The following is a 20,194-nucleotide window of genomic DNA, read 5'->3' as shown; positions in this document are numbered from 1 at the left end:
AGTCGGATCAGCCGAAAGGCAAACCCCCTCCGACGGGAAATCGGAACGAATTCGAACCGGAAACGGAACGAAATCGAGTCTGGTAGAGTCGGAAACGCGAAGAAGCCGAAAGGCGGAAAACGCACCGGCGAAAATCGGGCCCGCAAGGATCTGATAGAGTCGGAAAAGCAAGACCGAAGGGAAGCGCCCGGAGCGCCTGGTGAAACAGGCACAAAGGAAGCGTCCGTTCCTTGAGAACTCAACAGCGTGCCAAAAGTCAACGCCAGATATGTTGATACCCCGTCTACCGGAAACATCCGGTGACGAGGTTCCTTTGAAAGTCCATCCCGCCCACGTGGTGCGGATGGCACACACAGCGAGGACGCTGTGAACGACCGGACCTATTCCGTCTGGTCGTTCCACTCTTCTCGTGTGTGTTTCACCCGATTACGGGTAAACATTCACGGAGAGTTTGATCCTGGCTCAGGACGAACGCTGGCGGCGTGCTTAACACATGCAAGTCGAACGATGAAGCCCTTCGGGGTGGATTAGTGGCGAACGGGTGAGTAACACGTGGGCAATCTGCCCTTCACTCTGGGACAAGCCCTGGAAACGGGGTCTAATACCGGATACGACACACGACCGCATGGTCTGTGTGTGGAAAGCTCCGGCGGTGAAGGATGAGCCCGCGGCCTATCAGCTTGTTGGTGGGGTGATGGCCTACCAAGGCGACGACGGGTAGCCGGCCTGAGAGGGCGACCGGCCACACTGGGACTGAGACACGGCCCAGACTCCTACGGGAGGCAGCAGTGGGGAATATTGCACAATGGGCGAAAGCCTGATGCAGCGACGCCGCGTGAGGGATGACGGCCTTCGGGTTGTAAACCTCTTTCAGCAGGGAAGAAGCGAAAGTGACGGTACCTGCAGAAGAAGCGCCGGCTAACTACGTGCCAGCAGCCGCGGTAATACGTAGGGCGCAAGCGTTGTCCGGAATTATTGGGCGTAAAGAGCTCGTAGGCGGCTTGTCACGTCGGATGTGAAAGCCCGGGGCTTAACCCCGGGTCTGCATTCGATACGGGCAGGCTAGAGTTCGGTAGGGGAGATCGGAATTCCTGGTGTAGCGGTGAAATGCGCAGATATCAGGAGGAACACCGGTGGCGAAGGCGGATCTCTGGGCCGATACTGACGCTGAGGAGCGAAAGCGTGGGGAGCGAACAGGATTAGATACCCTGGTAGTCCACGCCGTAAACGTTGGGAACTAGGTGTGGGCGACATTCCACGTCGTCCGTGCCGCAGCTAACGCATTAAGTTCCCCGCCTGGGGAGTACGGCCGCAAGGCTAAAACTCAAAGGAATTGACGGGGGCCCGCACAAGCAGCGGAGCATGTGGCTTAATTCGACGCAACGCGAAGAACCTTACCAAGGCTTGACATACACCGGAAAACCCTGGAGACAGGGTCCCCCTTGTGGTCGGTGTACAGGTGGTGCATGGCTGTCGTCAGCTCGTGTCGTGAGATGTTGGGTTAAGTCCCGCAACGAGCGCAACCCTTGTTCTGTGTTGCCAGCATGCCCTTCGGGGTGATGGGGACTCACAGGAGACTGCCGGGGTCAACTCGGAGGAAGGTGGGGACGACGTCAAGTCATCATGCCCCTTATGTCTTGGGCTGCACACGTGCTACAATGGCCGGTACAATGAGCTGCGATACCGCGAGGTGGAGCGAATCTCAAAAAGCCGGTCTCAGTTCGGATTGGGGTCTGCAACTCGACCCCATGAAGTCGGAGTTGCTAGTAATCGCAGATCAGCATTGCTGCGGTGAATACGTTCCCGGGCCTTGTACACACCGCCCGTCACGTCACGAAAGTCGGTAACACCCGAAGCCGGTGGCCCAACCCCTTGTGGGAGGGAATCGTCGAAGGTGGGACTGGCGATTGGGACGAAGTCGTAACAAGGTAGCCGTACCGGAAGGTGCGGCTGGATCACCTCCTTTCTAAGGAGCACTTCTCACCAACCTCGGTTGGTCAGAGGCCAGTACATCAGCGAATGTCTGATGCTGGTTGCTCATGGGTGGAACGTTGACTATTCGGCGCACTTGATTGGTTGTCACTAGTACTGCTTCGGCGTGGAACGTGGTGATGGATCGGGTGGGCCGGGCACGCTGTTGGGTATCTGAGGGTGCGAGCGTTGCTCGCCCTTCGCGATGCCGGCCCCGGTAAAGATCCGCTTCGGTGGGTTGTGACGGGTGGCTGGTCGTTGCTTGAGAACTGCACAGTGGACGCGAGCATCTGTGGCCAAGTTTTTAAGGGCGCACGGTGGATGCCTTGGCACCAGGAACCGATGAAGGACGTGGGAGGCCACGATAGGCCCCGGGGAGCTGTCAACCAAGCTTTGATCCGGGGGTGTCCGAATGGGGAAACCCGGCAGTCGTCATGGGCTGTCACCCGCTGCTGAACACATAGGCAGTGTGGAGGGAACGCGGGGAAGTGAAACATCTCAGTACCCGCAGGAAGAGAAAACAACCGTGATTCCGGGAGTAGTGGCGAGCGAAACCGGATGAGGCCAAACCAGTCACGTGTGATACCCGGCAGGGGTTGCGTGGTTGGGGTTGTGGGATCTCTCTTTCACAGTCTGCCGGCTGTGAGACGAGTCAGAAACCGTTGATGTAGGCGAAGGACATGCGAAAGGTCCGGCGTAGAGGGTAAGACCCCCGTAGCTGAAACATTAGCGGCTCGTTTGAGAGACACCCAAGTAGCACGGGGCCCGAGAAATCCCGTGTGAATCTGGCGGGACCACCCGTTAAGCCTAAATATTCCCTGGTGACCGATAGCGGATAGTACCGTGAGGGAATGGTGAAAAGTACCGCGGGAGCGGAGTGAAATAGTACCTGAAACCGTGTGCCTACAAGCCGTGGGAGCGTCGCACAAGGAACTTGTTCCTTGTGTCGTGACTGCGTGCCTTTTGAAGAATGAGCCTGCGAGTTTGCGGTATGTTGCGAGGTTAACCCGTGTGGGGAAGCCGTAGCGAAAGCGAGTCCGAATAGGGCGTTGAGTAGCGTGCCCAAGACCCGAAGCGGAGTGATCTAGCCATGGGCAGGTTGAAGCGGAGGTAAGACTTCGTGGAGGACCGAACCCACCAGGGTTGAAAACCTGGGGGATGACCTGTGGTTAGGGGTGAAAGGCCAATCAAACTCCGTGATAGCTGGTTCTCCCCGAAATGCATTTAGGTGCAGCGTCGTGTGTTTCTTGCCGGAGGTAGAGCACTGGATAGGCGATGGGCCCTACCGGGTTACTGACCTTAGCCAAACTCCGAATGCCGGTAAGTGAGAGCGCGGCAGTGAGACTGTGGGGGATAAGCTCCATGGTCGAGAGGGAAACAGCCCAGAGCATCGACTAAGGCCCCTAAGCGTGTGCTAAGTGGGAAAGGATGTGGAGTCGCAGAGACAACCAGGAGGTTGGCTTAGAAGCAGCCACCCTTGAAAGAGTGCGTAATAGCTCACTGGTCAAGTGATTCCGCGCCGACAATGTAGCGGGGCTCAAGCACACCGCCGAAGTCGTGTCATTGCAGTAATACTCCCAACGGAGGCTGTGATGGGTAGGGGAGCGTCGTGTGCCGGGTGAAGCAGCCGTGGAAACGAGTTGTGGACGGTTCACGAGTGAGAATGCAGGCATGAGTAGCGATACACACGTGGGAAACGTGTGCGCCGATTGACTAAGGGTTCCTGGGTCAAGCTGATCTGCCCAGGGTAAGTCGGGACCTAAGGCGAGGCCGACAGGCGTAGTCGATGGACAACCGGTTGATATTCCGGTACCCGCTTTGAAACGCCCAGTATCGAATCCATTAATGCTAAGGCCGTGAAGCCGGCCTGGAGTCTTCGGACAAAGGGACGTGGTGGAGCCGCCGATCCAAGGTGGTAGTAGGTAAGCGATGGGGTGACGCAGGAAGGTAGTCCAGCCCGGGCGGTGGTTGTCCCGGGGTAAGGGTGTAGGGCGCTGTCCAGGTAAATCCGGACAGCATGAAGCCTGAGACCTGATGCCGAGCCGATTGTGGTGAAGTGGATGATCCTATGCTGTCGAGAAAAGCCTCTAGCGAGTTTCATGGCGGCCCGTACCCTAAACCGACTCAGGTGGTCAGGTAGAGAATACCGAGGCGTTCGGGTGAACTATGGTTAAGGAACTCGGCAAAATGCCCCCGTAACTTCGGGAGAAGGGGGGCCATTTCCGGTGATGAGACTTGCTCTCTGAGCTGGGGGTGGCCGCAGAGACCAGCGAGAAGCGACTGTTTACTAAAAACACAGGTCCGTGCGAAGCCGTAAGGCGATGTATACGGACTGACGCCTGCCCGGTGCTGGAACGTTAAGGGGACCGGTTAGTCGACCTTCGGGTCGGCGAAGCTGAGAACTTAAGCGCCAGTAAACGGCGGTGGTAACTATAACCATCCTAAGGTAGCGAAATTCCTTGTCGGGTAAGTTCCGACCTGCACGAATGGCGTAACGACTTCTCGACTGTCTCAACCATAGGCCCGGTGAAATTGCATTACGAGTAAAGATGCTCGTTTCGCGCAGCAGGACGGAAAGACCCCGGGACCTTTACTATAGCTTGATATTGGTGTTCGGTTCGGCTTGTGTAGGATAGGTGGGAGACTTTGAAGCGGCCACGCCAGTGGTTGTGGAGTCATTGTTGAAATACCACTCTGGTCGTGCTGGATGTCTAACCTGGGTCCGTGATCCGGATCAGGGACAGTGTCTGGTGGGTAGTTTAACTGGGGCGGTTGCCTCCTAAAGAGTAACGGAGGCGCCCAAAGGTTCCCTCAGCCTGGTTGGCAATCAGGTGTTGAGTGTAAGTGCACAAGGGAGCTTGACTGTGAGACTGACGGGTCGAGCAGGTACGAAAGTAGGGACTAGTGATCCGGCGGTGGCTTGTGGAAGCGCCGTCGCTCAACGGATAAAAGGTACCCCGGGGATAACAGGCTGATCTTCCCCAAGAGTCCATATCGACGGGATGGTTTGGCACCTCGATGTCGGCTCGTCGCATCCTGGGGCTGGAGTCGGTCCCAAGGGTTGGGCTGTTCGCCCATTAAAGCGGTACGCGAGCTGGGTTTAGAACGTCGTGAGACAGTTCGGTCCCTATCCGCTGTGCGCGTAGGAGTCTTGAGAAGGGCTGTCCCTAGTACGAGAGGACCGGGACGGACGAACCTCTGGTGTGCCAGTTGTCCTGCCAAGGGCATGGCTGGTTGGCTACGTTCGGAAAGGATAACCGCTGAAAGCATCTAAGCGGGAAGCCTGCTTCGAGATGAGGGCTCCCTCCCCCTTGAGGGGTTAAGGCTCCCAGTAGACGACTGGGTTGATAGGCCAGATATGGAAGCGCCGTAAGGTGTGGAGTTGACTGGTACTAATAGGCCGAGGGCTTGTCCTCAGTTGCTCGCGTCCACTGTGTAGGTTCTGAAGTAACGACCTGACTGTATTTAATTAGATGCAGTGCGCCGGGTTGTCATCTTCATAGTGTTTCGGTGGTCATAGCGTTAGGGAAACGCCCGGTTACATTCCGAACCCGGAAGCTAAGCCTTTCAGCGCCGATGGTACTGCAGGGGGGACCCTGTGGGAGAGTAGGATGCCGCCGAACAATCATTCAGCTCCGGTCCCTGAACCTTCGTGGTTCAGGGACCGGAGCTTTTTTGTTCTGATGTTCGGGTGATGAGCGTAACTCGACGTTCATCTCAGCTGACCAGGATCCGTTCTATGCGGACAGTGGGAACGCTCAAGTCGGCCGGCGTACGTGCTGGTGACGAGGTCGTGGTGCCGGCCTACGGGAACGCAGAAGTGGCCCGGGCCGTGGTGGAGTTGGGCGCGGTACCGGTCTTCGCCGACGTGGACGGCGACAGCTACTGCCTCGACCCGGCCGCAGTGGCGGACGTGGTGACCGGGCGGACCGTCGCCGTCGTGGCGATCAACCGGTTCGGGCGGCAGGCGGACGCCGGCTGGATCCGTGAAGTGGGGCAGCGTCACGGCCTGTTGGTGCTGGTGGACGATGAGCCCGGGGCCCGTGCGGACGGCGTGGAGCAGCGTCGGGTGCAGGCCTCGTACCTGGACGGCAGGCTGCGTGGGGTCTGGACGCCGACGCCGGCGGCGGGGCACACGTACGAGCAGTATGTGGTGCGGGTGCCGGGCAACGGGCGGCCGGACCGGGATGCCTTCGCGCGGGCGTTGCGGGCCAAGGGTGTGGGCTGCAAGGTGCCCGTACTGGCTCCGGTGTACCGGATGCCGGGGCTGCGGCGGGACGTGTTTCTGCCGCAGACCGAGCGGGCGGTGGACGAGACGCTGGCGCTTCCGGTGCATCCGGGGATGACGCGGCGGGAGCTGCACAAGATGGTGAGCGCCTGCAATGCGCTGGGTGGATTGCTGCAGCCGGCCTTTTAGGCGAGTGGCGGTGGACGGTTCGAATCTGTCGCGGAGTTGGGGTAATATCTTTTCTGTTGCCGCGCCCCAATAGCTCAGTCGGCAGAGCGTCTCCATGGTAAGGAGAAGGTCTACGGTTCGATTCCGTATTGGGGCTCCAGAGGACGAGGCCCCCGCCAAATGGCGGGGGCCTTAGTCGTATTCGGACGCGGTGTGGTGTGGTGCGTGTTGGTGGTGCGGGGATTCGGTGTGTGCCGGATAGGCCGAGCCGTGAGCGCGTGGCGGTCAAGTCGGCCTTGGGCGCTGTTCCTTGGGCGGCCGGCGGGTGGCGGGTGGTGTTGCCGGCCCGCGCGGCCGCTGTCCCGGTGTGGTCAGCCCGCCTGGAGTTGGGGGACGCGCATGGCGAGGATGGCCATGTCGTCGGAGGCGGGCTCGGCGGCGAAGCGTTCCACGGCGCGCAGCACGCGGGCGGCGACGGCGCCGGCCGTCAGGCCCGTACAACTGGTCAGGACGTCGGTGAGGCCGTCGTCGCCGAGCATGCGGGTGCCCTCGCGGCGTTCGGTCACGCCGTCGGTGACGCACAGCAGGACGTCGCCGGGGTCGAGGGTGACGGTCTGTTCGTAGAGTTCGAGGTCGTCCATGACGCCCAGCAGGGGCTGGGGTTCGGCGGCCGGTTCCACCGAGCCGTCCTGGCGCAGCCGGAGCGGCAGGGGATGGCCGGCGCAGACGACCTTGAGCAGGGCGCTGCCGTCGTCCTGCGGCCAGAGTTCGCCGTAAAGGAGCGTCAGAAAGCGGCTGCGGGCGCCCTCGTCGAGGATGGCGGTGTTCAGCCGCTCCAGGACGGCGGGGCCGCCGAACCCCTCGCGGGCGAGGAGCCGGAGGGCGTGGCGGGCGAGGCCCGTGACGGCTGCCGCCTCCGGGCCCGTGCCGCAGACGTCGCCGATGGCGAAGCCGTAGGCACCGTCGCGGATCGGGAAGAGGTCGTAGAAGTCGCCGCCGACCTCGTTGCCCTCGCCGGCCGCGCGGTAGATGACCTCGACCTCCACGCCGGCGATATCGGGCAGCTCCGGGGGCAGCAGGCTGCGCTGGAGGGACTGGCTGATGGCCGTGCGCTCGGAGTAGAGCCGGGCGTTGTCCAGGGCGAGGGCGGCCCGGCGGGAGAGGTCCTCGGCGAGTTCGAGGATCTCCTGGCGGAAGTGCTCCTCGGTGGGCTTGCCGAGGGTGAGCATGCCGATGACGCGGTTGCGGGCGACGAGCGGCAGCACGACGGTCTCCCCGCCGACGGCGGAGGCGGTGGCGAGGGTGGCGCCGGGGCCCGTGGAGGGGCGGGCGGAGTTGCCCAGGCCCAGGCTGCGCATCGAGGTCCGCAGCGCGGCGTCGTGGGCGGCGTCGCTGGGGGCGCTCCAGACGCGGGCCCCGGGGGTGGGGACCGGCTCGGGCGGGTCGACCTTCATCAGCAGGGTCTTGAGGCCGTCGATGCGGTCCTCGTCCTCGTGCAGGACGTAGGACAGCTCGGGCTCGGAGGTCTGGTCGGCGACGGTGTAGACGGCGCACCAGGTGGCGAGGGTGGGGACGGTCATCTGGGCCATCAGGGCCAGCGTCTGGTCGCGGTCGAGGGTGCCGGCCAGCAGGTCGGAGGCCTCGACGAGGAAGGAGAGGGAGCCGCGGCGCAGCTTTTCCAGCTCGGTCAGGCGGGCGCGTTCGACGGCGAGGGCGATGCGGTCGGCGGCGAACTGGAGCCGTAGGGCCTCTTCGTTGGTGTACCGGCCGGCGCCCTCCGCGGCGACGCCCAGGGAGCCGGTGAGCCGCCCCTCGACCTTCAGCGGGACGGTGACGACCGAGCGCATGCCCGTGCCGCTGAGGAGGGGTACGGCGCCGGGGACGGCGGTGAGGTCCTCGTGGACGGCGGGCATCCGGGCGGAGCCGTAGCGTCCGGATCCGGCTTCCACGGGGACGCGGGCGAACCGCTGGCGGGCGGAGGGCAGGCCCGTGGAGGCGCGCACCTCCAGCTCGGTCTCGTCGTCGGTGGCCAGGAGGAGGTAGGCGGCGTCGCCGTCGAGCATGTCGCGGGCGCGCTCGACGGTGCGCTGGAGCAAGCCGTCGAGGTCGTCGGGGGCCGGGGAGCCGATGAAGACCTCGAAGGGGTCGGAGGGGCGTCCCTCCGCCTGGGCGGCCTGGGTGGCGGAGTCCGGCGCGGGGGTGCGCTGGGGGCTCTGCAGGATGGCGCGCTCGTGGTCGCGCACCAGGAGGCAGACCGTGGAGGCCTCGCCGTCGGCGTCGCGGACGCGCAGGTGGGAGGCGTAGACGGGGACGACCCGGCCGTCGGCGCCCCTTATGCCGTAGGAGCCCTCCCAGCGGGAGAGCTGGAGTGCCTCGACGATGCCGGTGCCGGTGCCGGGGGTGTGCGGCCAGGCGGCGAAGTCGGTGAGCGGTTTGCCGATGACCTGCTCGGGGTCGTAGGCGAAGAGGTCCTGGGCGTCCTCGTTCCAGAAGCTGATGCAGCCGCCGCGGTCGATCTGGATCACCGCGACGCGGACGCGGGTCTCGGCGACCGGGAGGGCGTCCACCGGCAGGGCCGGGCCGGCGGAGCGGGTGCCGGCGGGGCGCTCGGGGAGGTCGAGCTGGAACCACACGTGTTTTTGGGCGGCGGTGTACTCGACGCCCCAGCGGGCGGCCAGCGCGCCGCACAGCAGCAGGCCGCGGCCGCCCTCGCGGTCCGGGTGGACGACGATCTGGCCGGCGTTCTGGAGCGGGATCTCGCGCTCGGGGTAGCGGTCGGCGACGGAGACCCGTACCCCTGCGTCATTGCGCAGACACAGCACGTCGGCGGCGGTGCCGGCGTGCACCACGGCATTGGTGACCAGCTCGCTGGTCAGGACGACGGCGTCGTCGACGATGTCGGCGCAGCCCCAGCCCTGGAGGGTGTCGCGGACGAATGCACGGGCAGTGGCGACCGAGCGCCCGACCGGTTCGAATGTGGCGGCGGCCCGCGCGGTGATCACAGCACTCCCCATTGGTCTTCCGTCGCTCCCCAGAGTCCTGTGCCCGCTTCTCGTGGTGTCGATGCGCAAGAGGCAAGGCTAGACGGTCCGGTCGGGAGGTGGGAACGAAGGCGTGCTTTCTGGGAGCAGATGCACTGCGGCGGTCATGCTCATCCCCCCGTGAGGAATGTGCATGACCGCCCAGTCATGGTCGGCAATGAAGGACACCCGGTGCGCGGATGCTGCCGAACTGTTGTGACTCCTCCCCGAATGGGGATTCTCGCCGTGCCGTGCGGCGTGACGAGGGGCAAGCCCTGCCCGTCGGCTTTAACGAGACGTCGGCGGTGTGGTTACGTTTCGACTCCCTATGGCTCCGGTGGGCCATGGTGAAACACTGGGCACGTATCAAGAGAAAGCCCGGGTAGAACGGTCGACCCTGCGGGAGGGACACGGTGGAGTCTGGCGCAGCGGCGCGGGGCGCAAGCACGCGCGCGAAAGGCGGACGATCCCGGAGCAACGGGACGACCGAGGTGGATACGGCTGCGCTGAATCGGCTGTTGGTCGCGCTCGTCGCCATGCGGGACGGGAACTTCCGCAAGCGGCTCACGGTTTCCGGCGACGGTGTCATGTCGGAGATCGCGGCGGTCTTCAACGAGGTTGCGGACCGCAATCTGCACCTCACGGGCGAGCTGGCGCGGGTGCGCCGGGTCGTCGGACGTGAGGGAAAGCTCACGGAACGGCTGGAGGTCGGCGCCGCCGAGGGCTCCTGGGCGGCGGCCATCGACGCCTCGAATGCCCTGGTCGACGACCTCGTACGGCCCGTCTCCGAGGTGGGACGGGTGCTTTCGGCGGTGTCCGAGGGCGACCTGGAACAGCGGATGGATCTGCGCTCGCGCAGTTCGGACAGCTCTTCGGAGCATCCTCTTCGCGGTGAATTCCTGAAGGTCGGCCGCACGGTCAACGGGCTGGTGGACCAGCTCTCCGCGTTCACCGACGAGGTCACGAGAGTGGCCAGTGAGGTCGGTACGGAGGGCAAGCTCGGCGGTCAGGCCCGGGTGCGCGGAATGTCGGGTTCGTGGAAGGACCTCACGGAATCCGTCAACACCATGGCGTCCCGGCTGACGGCGCAGGTACGTGACATTGCTCTCGTCACCACCGCGGTGGCCAAGGGTGATCTGTCGCGCAAGGTGACCGTGCATGTCGCCGGCGAGATGCTGGAGCTGAAGAACACCGTCAACACGATGGTCGACCAGCTCTCCTCCTTCGCCTCCGAGGTGACGCGCGTCGCCCGCGAGGTGGGCACCGAGGGCGAACTCGGTGGTCAGGCGCAGGTCCCCGGGGTCGCCGGGGTGTGGAAGGACCTGACGGATTCGGTCAATCTCATGGCCGGCAACCTCACCGCGCAGGTGCGCGGGATCGCCCAGGTCACCACCGCCGTCGCGAACGGCGATCTGTCGCAGAAGGTCACGGTCAGTGCACGCGGTGAGGTCGCGCAGCTGGCCGACACCATCAACACCATGACCGAGACGCTGCGGACCTTCGCGGACGAAGTGACGCGGGTGGCGAACGAGGTCGGCGCGGAGGGCCAGCTCGGTGGCCAGGCGCAGGTGCCGGGCGCGGCGGGCACGTGGAAGGACCTCACCGACTCCGTCAACACCGCCTTCCGCAACCTCACCGCGCAGGTGCGGGACATCGCCCAGGTGACGACGGCGGTCGCCAACGGTGACCTGTCCCAGACGGTCACCGTCGATGTGGCCGGTGAAATGCTGGAGTTGAAGAACACCGTCAATACGATGGTGGGTCAGCTCTCCTCGTTCGGTGCCGAAGTGACGCGCGTGGCACGGGAGATCGGCGTCGAGGGCGAGCTGGGCGGCCAGGCGGCGGTCCCGGGCGCGGCGGGGACGTGGAAGGACCTGACGGACTCCGTCAACACCGCCTTCCGCAACCTGACCGGGCAGGTGCGCAACATCGCCCAGGTGACGACCGCGGTGGCCAACGGCGACCTGTCGCAGAAGGTCACCGTCGACGTCTCCGGCGAGATGCTCCAGCTGAAGAACACCGTGAACACCATGGTGGACCAGCTGTCCTCGTTCGCCGACCAGGTCACGCGGATGGCCCGGGACGTGGGCACCGAGGGCCGGCTGGGCGGCCAGGCCCGGGTGGACGGCGTCAGCGGCACCTGGAAGGAGTTGACCGACTCCGTCAACTTCATGGCGGGGAACCTGACGTCGCAGGTGCGGCAGATCGCCCAGGTGACGACGGCGGTCGCGCGTGGTGACCTGTCCCAGAAGATCGACGTGGACGCGCGCGGCGAGATCCTGGAGCTGAAGAACACCATCAACACCATGGTCGACCAGCTCTCCGCCTTCGCCGAGCAGGTCACCCGGGTCGCCCGGGAGGTCGGTACGGACGGCAGGCTGGGCGGTCAGGCGCAGGTGCCGGGCGTCGCGGGCGTCTGGCGCGATCTGACCGACTCCGTGAACGGCATGGCCGGCAACCTGACGGCCCAGGTCCGCAATATCGCTCAGGTCGCCACGGCGGTGGCGCGCGGTGACCTGTCGCAGAAGATCGACGTGGATGCCCGGGGCGAGATCCTGGAGCTGAAGAACACCCTGAACACGATGGTCGACCAGCTCTCCTCGTTCGCGGAGCAGGTCACCCGGGTCGCCCGCGAGGTGGGCACCGAGGGCATCCTGGGCGGCCAGGCAGAGGTGCAGGGCGTCAGCGGTACGTGGAAGGACCTCACCCAGTCCGTCAACTTCATGGCGAACAACCTGACTTCGCAGGTGCGCAACATCGCCGAGGTGACCACCGCGGTGGCTCGCGGTGACCTGTCCAAGAAGATCACCGTCGATGCCAAGGGCGAGATCCTCGAACTGGTCACGACCGTCAACACGATGGTCGACCAGCTGTCGTCGTTCGCCGAGCAGGTGACCCGGGTGGCCCGTGAGGTGGGCACCGAGGGCCAGTTGGGCGGTCAGGCGCGGGTGCCGGGCGCGACCGGTATCTGGCTGGACCTCAGCGACAACGTGAACCTGATGGCCAACAACCTGACCATCCAGGTGCGCAACATCTCCCAGGTCTCGGCGGCGGTCGCCAACGGAGACCTGACCAAGAAGGTCACGGTCGAGGCGCGCGGCGAGGTCGCGCAGCTCGCCGACACGGTCAACACGATGGTCACGACGCTGTCGTCGTTCGCCGACGAGGTCACGCGCGTGGCCCGTGAGGTGGGCACCGACGGCATCCTGGGCGGCCAGGCCCGCGTCCCCGGCGTCGCCGGTACGTGGAAGGACCTCACCGAGTCCGTGAACTCGATGGCCAACAACCTGACCGGCCAGGTCCGCAACATCGCCATGGTCACCACCGCCATCGCCAAGGGCGATCTGACCAAGAAGATCGACATCGATGCGCGGGGCGAGATCCTCGCGCTGAAGACCACCATCAACACCATGGTCGACCAGCTGTCGTCCTTTGCGGAGCAGGTCACCAGAGTGGCCCGCGAGGTGGGCACGGAAGGCCAGCTGGGCGGTCAGGCGCAGGTGCGGGGCGTGGCCGGCACCTGGCGGGACCTGACCGAGTCGGTGAACGAGATGGCCGGCAACCTCACCCGTCAGGTGCGTGCCATCGCCGCGGTCGCCGCGGCGGTCACCCTCGGCGATCACAACGTCCGCATCGACGTGGACGCGGCCGGCGAGATCCTGGAACTCCAGGACAACGTCAACACCATGATCTCCACGCTCCGTGAGACCACCCTCGCCAACGAGGAACAGGACTGGCTCAAGGGCAACCTGGCGCGGATCTCCGGTCTGATGCAGGGCCGGCGCGACCTCAAGGACGTCGCCACGCTCATCATGAGCGAGCTCTCGCCCGCGGTCTCCGCGCAGCACGGCGCGTTCTTCCTCGCGGCGCAGCCGGACAGCCAGGAGATCGGCGCGGACGGCGGCGAGGCCGGGGCGTACGAGCTGCGGCTGATGGGCTCGTACGGCTATGCCATGGGCGGGATGCCGACGACCTTCAAGCCCGGCGAGACACTGATCGGCACGGCCGCGGAGGAGGGGCGCACCATCCTGGTGGAGAACGTCCCGTCCGGCTATCTCAAGATCGCCTCCGGGCTGGGCGAGGCGCCGCCGGCCAATGTGATCGTGCTGCCGGTGCTGTTCGAGGACAAGGTGCTCGGCGTGATCGAGCTGGCGTCCTTCCAGCCGTTCACGCAGATCCAGAAGGACTTCCTCAGCCAGATCGCCGAGATGATCGCGACCAGCGTCAACACCATCTCGGTAAACACCAAGACCGAGGTGCTGCTCAAGCAGTCGCAGGAGCTGACCGAGCAGCTCAAGGAGCGGTCGGGTGAGCTGGAGAGCCGGCAGAAGGCGCTGGAGCTGTCCAACTCCGAGCTGGAGGAGAAGGCCGAGCAGCTGCGGGCGCAGAACCGCGACATCGAGGTGAAGAACACCGAGATCGAGGAGGCCCGGCAGGTCCTGGAGGAGCGCGCCGAGCAGCTGGCGGTCTCGATGCGCTACAAGTCGGAGTTCCTGGCGAACATGTCGCACGAGCTGCGGACGCCGCTGAACTCCCTGCTGATTCTGGCCAAGTTGCTGGCCGACAACGCCGAGGGGAATCTCTCCCCCAAGCAGGTCGAATTCGCCGAAACCATCCATGGCGCCGGCAGCGACCTGCTCCAGCTGATCAACGACATCCTGGACCTGTCCAAGGTCGAGGCCGGCAAGATGGACGTCAGCCCGACGCGGATCGCGCTGGTCCAGCTCGTCGACTACGTGGAGGCCACGTTCCGGCCGCTGACCGCCGAGAAGGGGCTCGACTTCTCCGTACGGGTCTCCCCGGAGCTGCCGGCCACGCTGCACACCGACGAGCAGCGGCTGCTGCAGGTGCTGCGCAATCTGCTGTCCAACGCGGTGAAGTTCACCGACAGCGGCGCCGTCGAGCTGGTGATCCGGCCGGCCGGGGCGGACGTCCCGGTGGCCATCAGGGAACAGCTGCTGGAGCACGGTTCGCTGCGCGATCCGGATGCGGACATGATCGCCTTCTCGGTAACCGACACCGGCATCGGTATCGCATCCAGCAAGATGCGGGTCATCTTCGAGGCGTTCAAACAGGCCGACGGAACGACCAGCCGCAAGTACGGCGGTACGGGCCTGGGCCTGTCCATCAGCCGGGAGATCGCCCGGCTGCTGGGCGGCGAGATCCATGCCGCGAGCGAGCCCAACCGCGGTTCCACCTTCACGCTCTACCTGCCGCACAACCCCGGCGGGCTGCCGCCGCAGGGCTACCCGCAGCTGGTGGCCGGCGGGATCGCGATGGACGCGGAGGCGCGCGAGACGGAGGTCGGACGGCAGGAGGCCGAGGAGCAGCAGGAGTTCGAGCAGGGCTCCGGCGGCAGCCTCAACCGGCGCCGCCGCCGGGCCGTTTCGGGCCCCCAGCGCCGCTTCGAGCTGCCGGGCCGCCCGGCGACTCCGGCACCGGCTCCGCCGGCGCCGGTGGCGCCTCCGGCGCCGCCACAGCCCGCCGCACCGCAGCCGGCCGAGGAGCCCTGGCTCGGCAACGGCCAGGACCTGGTGGACCCGGCCTTCCAGGGCGGCTTCCACGGCGAGAAGGTGCTGATCGTCGACGACGACATCCGCAACGTCTTCGCGCTCACCAGCGTCCTGGAGCAGCACGGTCTTTCGGTGCTGTACGCGGAGAACGGGCGCGAGGGCATCGAGGTGCTGGAGCAGCACGACGACATCGTCCTGGTCCTGATGGACATCATGATGCCGGAGATGGATGGTTATGCGACCACGGCGGCGATCCGCCGGATGCCGCAGTTCGCCGGGCTTCCCATCATCGCGCTGACCGCGAAGGCGATGAAGGGCGACCGGGAGAAGAGCATCGACTCCGGGGCCTCCGACTATGTGACCAAGCCGGTGGATACCGATCATCTGTTGTCGGTCATGGAGCAATGGATGCGCGCGGAGTGACGGAGCGTCCAGTATGGAGGCGAAAGAGGATCATCGCGTGCTGACTCAGTGTTGCCGTGGACGTGTGGAAGCCTGGGATTCGGGGAACCTTCTGGTCCCTGTCTGCGTTTCTGCTATGTGCACAGTGACATCGCGGTGACAGGGTGTGGCGACAGACGGGGTGCAGCTACCATGACCGGCACAAGGACGGGCGGCATGACGGAGTCGTCCCCTGGGGCGGCGTCCGGTTCCATGCCGGGGCGAGGAGGACGGGCCATGGTGCAGAAGGCCAAGATCCTCCTGGTCGATGACCGGCCGGAGAATCTGCTGGCGCTGGAGGCGATCCTCTCTGCGCTCGATCAGACACTGGTGCGGGCATCGTCCGGGGAGGAAGCGCTCAAAGCACTGCTCACGGACGATTTCGCGGTGATTCTGCTCGATGTGCAGATGCCGGGGATGGACGGTTTCGAGACCGCCGCACACATCAAGCGGCGGGAGCGCACCCGCGACATCCCGATCATCTTCCTCACGGCCATCAACCACGGCCCGCACCACACCTTCCGCGGCTACGCGGCAGGCGCGGTGGACTACATCTCCAAGCCGTTCGACCCGTGGGTGCTGCGCGCCAAGGTCTCGGTCTTCGTCGAGCTCTACATGAAGAACTGCCAACTGCGGGAGCAGGCCTCCCTGCTGAGGCTGCAGCTGGAGGGCGGCCGGCCGAGCGCCGACGAGGCGAAGGAGTCGGCGGGGCTGCTCGCGGAGCTCTCCGCGCGGCTGGCCGCGGTCGAGGAACAGGCCGAGGCGCTGTCCAAGCAGCTGGACGAGACGGCGGACGCGGCGGCGGTGGCCACCGCGGCGCATCTGGAGCGCAAACTGACCGGTCTGCGCAGGGCGCTGGACGCCCTGGAGCCGGGGGCGGGCAGCGTCGCGGGGTGATTGACGCCCCTTCATGAGACGGGCGCGCGACACGTTCGGGTGAAGCGCCGTGCGCTCGTATCATGCCCGTGTTCGCCTGTAATCTCGTCGCCATGGCCTCACGTACGTCCGGCAAGGGAACCCAGAGCTCGGCGGGCCCCTCGAAGCAGCGCGCCGGACGGACCGCGGGCGCCGCCAAGAAGACCGCTGCGAAGAAGGCGGCCGCGAAGCCGCCGGCGAAGAAGACCGCCGCGAAGAAGGCACCGGCCAAAAGGGCGCCCGCCAAGAAGGCCGCCGCCAAACCGGCGCCGTCACCCACCGGTGGTGTCTACCGTCTCGCCCGTGCCTGCTGGCTGGGCCTCGCGCACGCCATCGGGGCGATGTTCCGCGGGATGGGCCGCGGCGCGAAGAACCTCGACCCGGCGCACCGCAAGGACGGGCTGGCGCTGCTGCTGCTCGGACTGGCGCTGGTCATCGCGGCCGGGACCTGGTCCAACCTCAGCGGTCCGGTCGGCGATCTCGTCGAACTGCTGGTGACCGGTGCGTTCGGCCGGCTCGATCTGGTCGTGCCGATACTGCTCGCCGGCATCGCCCTCCGTCTCATCCGGCACCCCGAGCGGCCGGAGGCCAACGGCCGGATCGTCATCGGGCTGTCCGCGCTGGTCGTCGGCGTCCTCGGGCAGGTCGCGATGGCCTGCGGATCGCCGGGCCGGGACGACGGCCTGGCCGCCATACAGGACGCCGGCGGCTATCTCGGGTGGGTGGCGTCCAAGCCGCTGATCTTCACCGTCGGACAGACCCTGGCCGTGGCGCTGCTGGCGCTGCTGACCCTCTTCGGGCTGCTGGTCGTCACCGCGACGCCGGTGAACGCCATTCCGCAGCGGCTGCGTGCGCTCGGCATCAGGCTGGGCGTGGTGCACCCGGTGGACGCCGAGGCGGACGGCTACGAGGCCGGGGAGTACGACGACTACGCCGACGAGTGGCGCGAGCAGCCCGCGCGCGGGCCGCGCCGCGGCGCCCCCGCGGCGGCCGCATCCGACCCGGACGCCATAGAGGAAGCGGCCCTGGCCAAGCGGCGCCGTCCGCGCCGGGCCTCCGCCCAGCCCGCCGAGGACCGGCCGATGGACGCGGTGGATGTCGCCGCCGCGGCCGCCGCGGCGCTGGACGGTGCGGTGCTGCACGGCGTCCAGCCCTCACCGCTCGTCGCCGGCCTCAGCAGCAGCGTCTCCGGGGAGATCCGCGGCCGGGACGGCGAGGACACCGCGGGGGAGAGCGGGACGGTGCCGCCGGCCCGCGGTGCGACACCGAAGGCCGCCGCGACCGAGGACACGCCCGCGGTCCCGGACTTCACCAAGGCCCCGCCCGAGCCGTCCGGCGCGCTGCCGGCGCGCGCCGAGCAGCTCCAGCTGGCCGGTGACATCACCTACTCGCTGCCCTCGCTGGACCTGCTCGCGCGCGGCGGCCCCGGCAAGACCCGCAGCGCCGCGAACGACGCCATAGTGACCGCGCTGACGACCGTCTTCCAGGAGTTCAAGGTCGACGCCGCGGTCACCGGCTTCACCCGTGGCCCGACGGTCACCCGCTACGAGGTCGAGCTCGGCCCGGCCGTCAAGGTCGAGAAGATCACCGCGCTGGCCAAGAACATCGCCTACGCCGTGGCCAGCCCCGACGTCCGCATCATCAGCCCGATCCCCGGCAAGTCCGCGGTCGGCATCGAGATCCCCAACACCGACCGCGAGATGGTCAACCTCGGCGATGTGCTGCGGCTGGCCGACGCCGCGGGCGATGAGCATCCGATGCTGGTGGCGCTCGGCAAGGACGTCGAGGGCGGCTACGTCATGGCCAACATGACGAAGATGCCGCACGTCCTGGTGGCCGGCGCCACCGGCTCCGGCAAGTCCTCCTGCATCAACTGCCTGATCACTTCGGTGATGGTGCGGGCCACGCCGGAGGACGTCCGGATGGTGCTGGTCGACCCCAAGCGCGTCGAGCTGACCGCGTACGAGGGCATCCCGCATCTGATCACGCCGATCATCACCAACCCGAAGCGTGCCGCCGAGGCGCTGCAGTGGGTGGTGCGCGAGATGGACCTGCGCTACGACGATCTCGCGGCCTACGGCTTCCGGCACATCGACGACTTCAACGAGGCGGTGCGCCGCGGCAAGGTCAGCTCGCCCGAGGGCAGTGAGCGCGAGCTGGCGCCGTACCCGTATCTGCTGGTCATCGTCGACGAGCTGGCGGACCTGATGATGGTCGCGCCGCGCGATGTGGAGGACTCGATCGTCCGCATCACCCAGCTCGCCCGCGCGGCCGGTATCCATCTGGTGCTCGCCACCCAGCGCCCGTCCGTCGACGTCGTGACCGGCCTGATCAAGGCCAATGTGCCCTCCCGGCTCGCGTTCGCCACCTCCTCGCTCGCCGACAGCCGGGTCATCCTCGACCAGCCGGGCGCCGAGAAGCTGATCGGCAAGGGCGACGGGCTGTTCCTGCCGATGGGTGCCAACAAGCCGGTCCGTATGCAGGGCGCGTTCGTGACCGAGGAGGAGGTCGCGGCCGTCGTCCAGCACTGCAAGGACCAGATGGCGCCCGTCTTCCGCGACGACGTCACCGTCGGTACGGCGAAGAAGAAGGAGATCGACGAGGACATCGGCGATGACCTCGATCTGCTGTGTCAGGCCGCTGAGCTGGTGGTTTCCACCCAATTCGGGTCGACGTCGATGCTCCAGCGCAAGCTGCGGGTGGGGTTCGCCAAGGCCGGGCGGCTGATGGACCTGATGGAGTCGCGGAACATCGTCGGGCCCAGCGAGGGGTCCAAGGCGCGCGACGTGCTGGTGAAGCCCGACGAATTGGACGGAGTGCTGGCGGTGATCCGTGGGGAGGCTACCCAGTAGCACAGATATCCGGGTCACGCTTCCGGGAGCAGAAGGCAACCGTTTCTCCTGCCAAGACGTCAAGTTGAGGGAGATGAGGGAACGATGCTTCACCACCGAGCCCCATGGCACCGCCGATGGCGTTCCGATGGCGTACAAACTCCGCTCTCCCGCTTGCCCGACCCTTTCGCTCCACCCCTAGACTGAACTTCCAGCAGGTGGCTACACGCTCGAAAGGCGCCCCCGTGTCCATCGGCAACTCCCCCGAAGCAGACCGGCCTTCCGTCGGTGCTGCCCTCCAGAAGGCCCGTATCGGAGCGGGACTGACCGTCGAAGAGGTCAGTACGACGACACGGGTGCGCATCCCCCTCGTGCAGGCGATCGAGCAGGACGACTTCTCCCGCTGTGGCGGCGACGTCTACGCCCGGGGGCACATCCGGGCGCTCGCCCGCGCCGTGTCCCTCGACCCCCGCCCGCTGATCGACCAGTTCGACGCCGAGCACGGCGGCCGGCCCGCGCCCACCCCCGCCGCGCCGCTCTTCGAGGCCGAGCGGATCCGTTCCGAGCCGCGCCGTCCCAACTGGACCGCGGCGATGGTCGCGGCGATCGTCGCCGTGGTCGGCTTCGCCGGCTTCACGCTCTTCACGGGCGGTGACAAGAGCAACGGCGGCTCGATCGCGGCCGGTGACAATGCCAAGCCGGCGCCCGCACCCACCCGCCATCCGTCGACGATCAAGCCGCCCCTCAAGCCCGACCCCGAGCCGTCCGACAGCGCCGTCGCCGGACTGCCGAAGGACAAGGTCACGATCAAGGTCACCGCCCGCGACGGCCAGAGCTGGATCTCCGCCAAGGACGCCAACGGCAAGCTCCTGGAGGACGGCCTGCTCAAGAAGGGCGAGTCCAAGACCATCACCGACAAGGAACGCATCGACCTGGTCCTCGGCAACGCCGGAGCCGTACAGCTGTACGTCAACGGCAAGGAGGTCAAGGAGATCGGCCACAAGGGCACCGTGGAGCGGCTGAGCTACACGCCGGGCGATCCCCAGGCGGGCTGAGCACCCGTCCCAGCCGACCTCCGCCGCCGCTCCCGGGCACCCGGGAGCGGCG

General features: G+C 66.2%; 6 protein-coding genes, 1 tRNA gene and 3 rRNA genes. 9 read left to right on the top strand and 1 reads right to left on the bottom strand.

The window, feature by feature from the left end; all coding sequences use genetic code 11:
* The first annotated feature begins 439 nt into the window (after positions 1–439).
* The 5 genes from CPH93_RS08660 (at position 440) to CPH93_RS08640 (ending at position 6,527) form a co-directional block, all read left to right on the top strand.
* Positions 440–1,966: ribosomal RNA gene (locus tag CPH93_RS08660) — 16S ribosomal RNA — on the top strand.
* 299 nt (positions 1,967–2,265) lie between these two features.
* Positions 2,266–5,387: ribosomal RNA gene (locus CPH93_RS08655) — 23S ribosomal RNA — on the top strand.
* Between the two features lie 90 nt (positions 5,388–5,477).
* Positions 5,478–5,594: ribosomal RNA gene (gene rrf, locus CPH93_RS08650) — 5S ribosomal RNA — on the top strand.
* The 16S, 23S and 5S rRNA genes sit together here, the layout of an rRNA operon.
* Positions 5,595–5,710: 116 nt before the next feature.
* Positions 5,711–6,388, top strand: coding sequence for a DegT/DnrJ/EryC1/StrS family aminotransferase (locus tag CPH93_RS08645; RefSeq protein ID WP_093485452.1), 678 nt, complete (start codon positions 5,711–5,713; stop codon positions 6,386–6,388).
* A 63-nt stretch (positions 6,389–6,451) separates the two neighbouring features.
* Positions 6,452–6,527 (top strand) — tRNA-Thr (locus tag CPH93_RS08640).
* A 211-nt stretch (positions 6,528–6,738) separates the two neighbouring features.
* Here CPH93_RS08640 and CPH93_RS08635 read toward each other — a convergent pair.
* Positions 6,739–9,369, bottom strand: a complete 2,631-nt coding sequence (locus CPH93_RS08635; RefSeq protein WP_093485453.1) for a SpoIIE family protein phosphatase — start codon at positions 9,367–9,369, stop codon at positions 6,739–6,741.
* Positions 9,370–9,800: 431 nt separating this feature from the next.
* Between CPH93_RS08635 and CPH93_RS08630 the strand changes: the two genes are divergently transcribed.
* The 4 genes from CPH93_RS08630 to CPH93_RS08615 all read left to right on the top strand — a co-directional run bounded on the left by CPH93_RS08630 (position 9,801) and on the right by CPH93_RS08615 (position 20,142).
* Positions 9,801–15,323, top strand: coding sequence for a HAMP domain-containing protein (locus CPH93_RS08630; protein WP_096212475.1), 5,523 nt, complete (start codon positions 9,801–9,803; stop codon positions 15,321–15,323).
* Positions 15,324–15,578: 255 nt separating this feature from the next.
* Positions 15,579–16,238 (top strand): response regulator, encoded by a 660-nt coding sequence (locus CPH93_RS08625; protein WP_006602731.1) that lies wholly within the window; start codon positions 15,579–15,581, stop codon positions 16,236–16,238.
* 92 nt (positions 16,239–16,330) lie between these two features.
* Complete coding sequence (locus CPH93_RS08620) at positions 16,331–19,108, top strand: DNA translocase FtsK (protein ID WP_231977240.1); 2,778 nt, start codon at positions 16,331–16,333, stop codon at positions 19,106–19,108.
* A 224-nt stretch (positions 19,109–19,332) separates the two neighbouring features.
* Complete coding sequence (locus tag CPH93_RS08615; protein ID WP_093485456.1) at positions 19,333–20,142, top strand: helix-turn-helix domain-containing protein; 810 nt, start codon at positions 19,333–19,335, stop codon at positions 20,140–20,142.
* The last annotated feature ends 52 nt before the right edge of the window (positions 20,143–20,194 follow it).

Origin of the sequence: Streptomyces sp. 2323.1, assembly GCF_900221035.1 — a bacterium.
Lineage (GTDB): Bacteria > Actinomycetota > Actinomycetes > Streptomycetales > Streptomycetaceae > Streptomyces > Streptomyces sioyaensis.
Note: the sequence above shows the minus strand (reverse complement) of the source record. Positions and strands in the feature narration are given on the sequence as shown.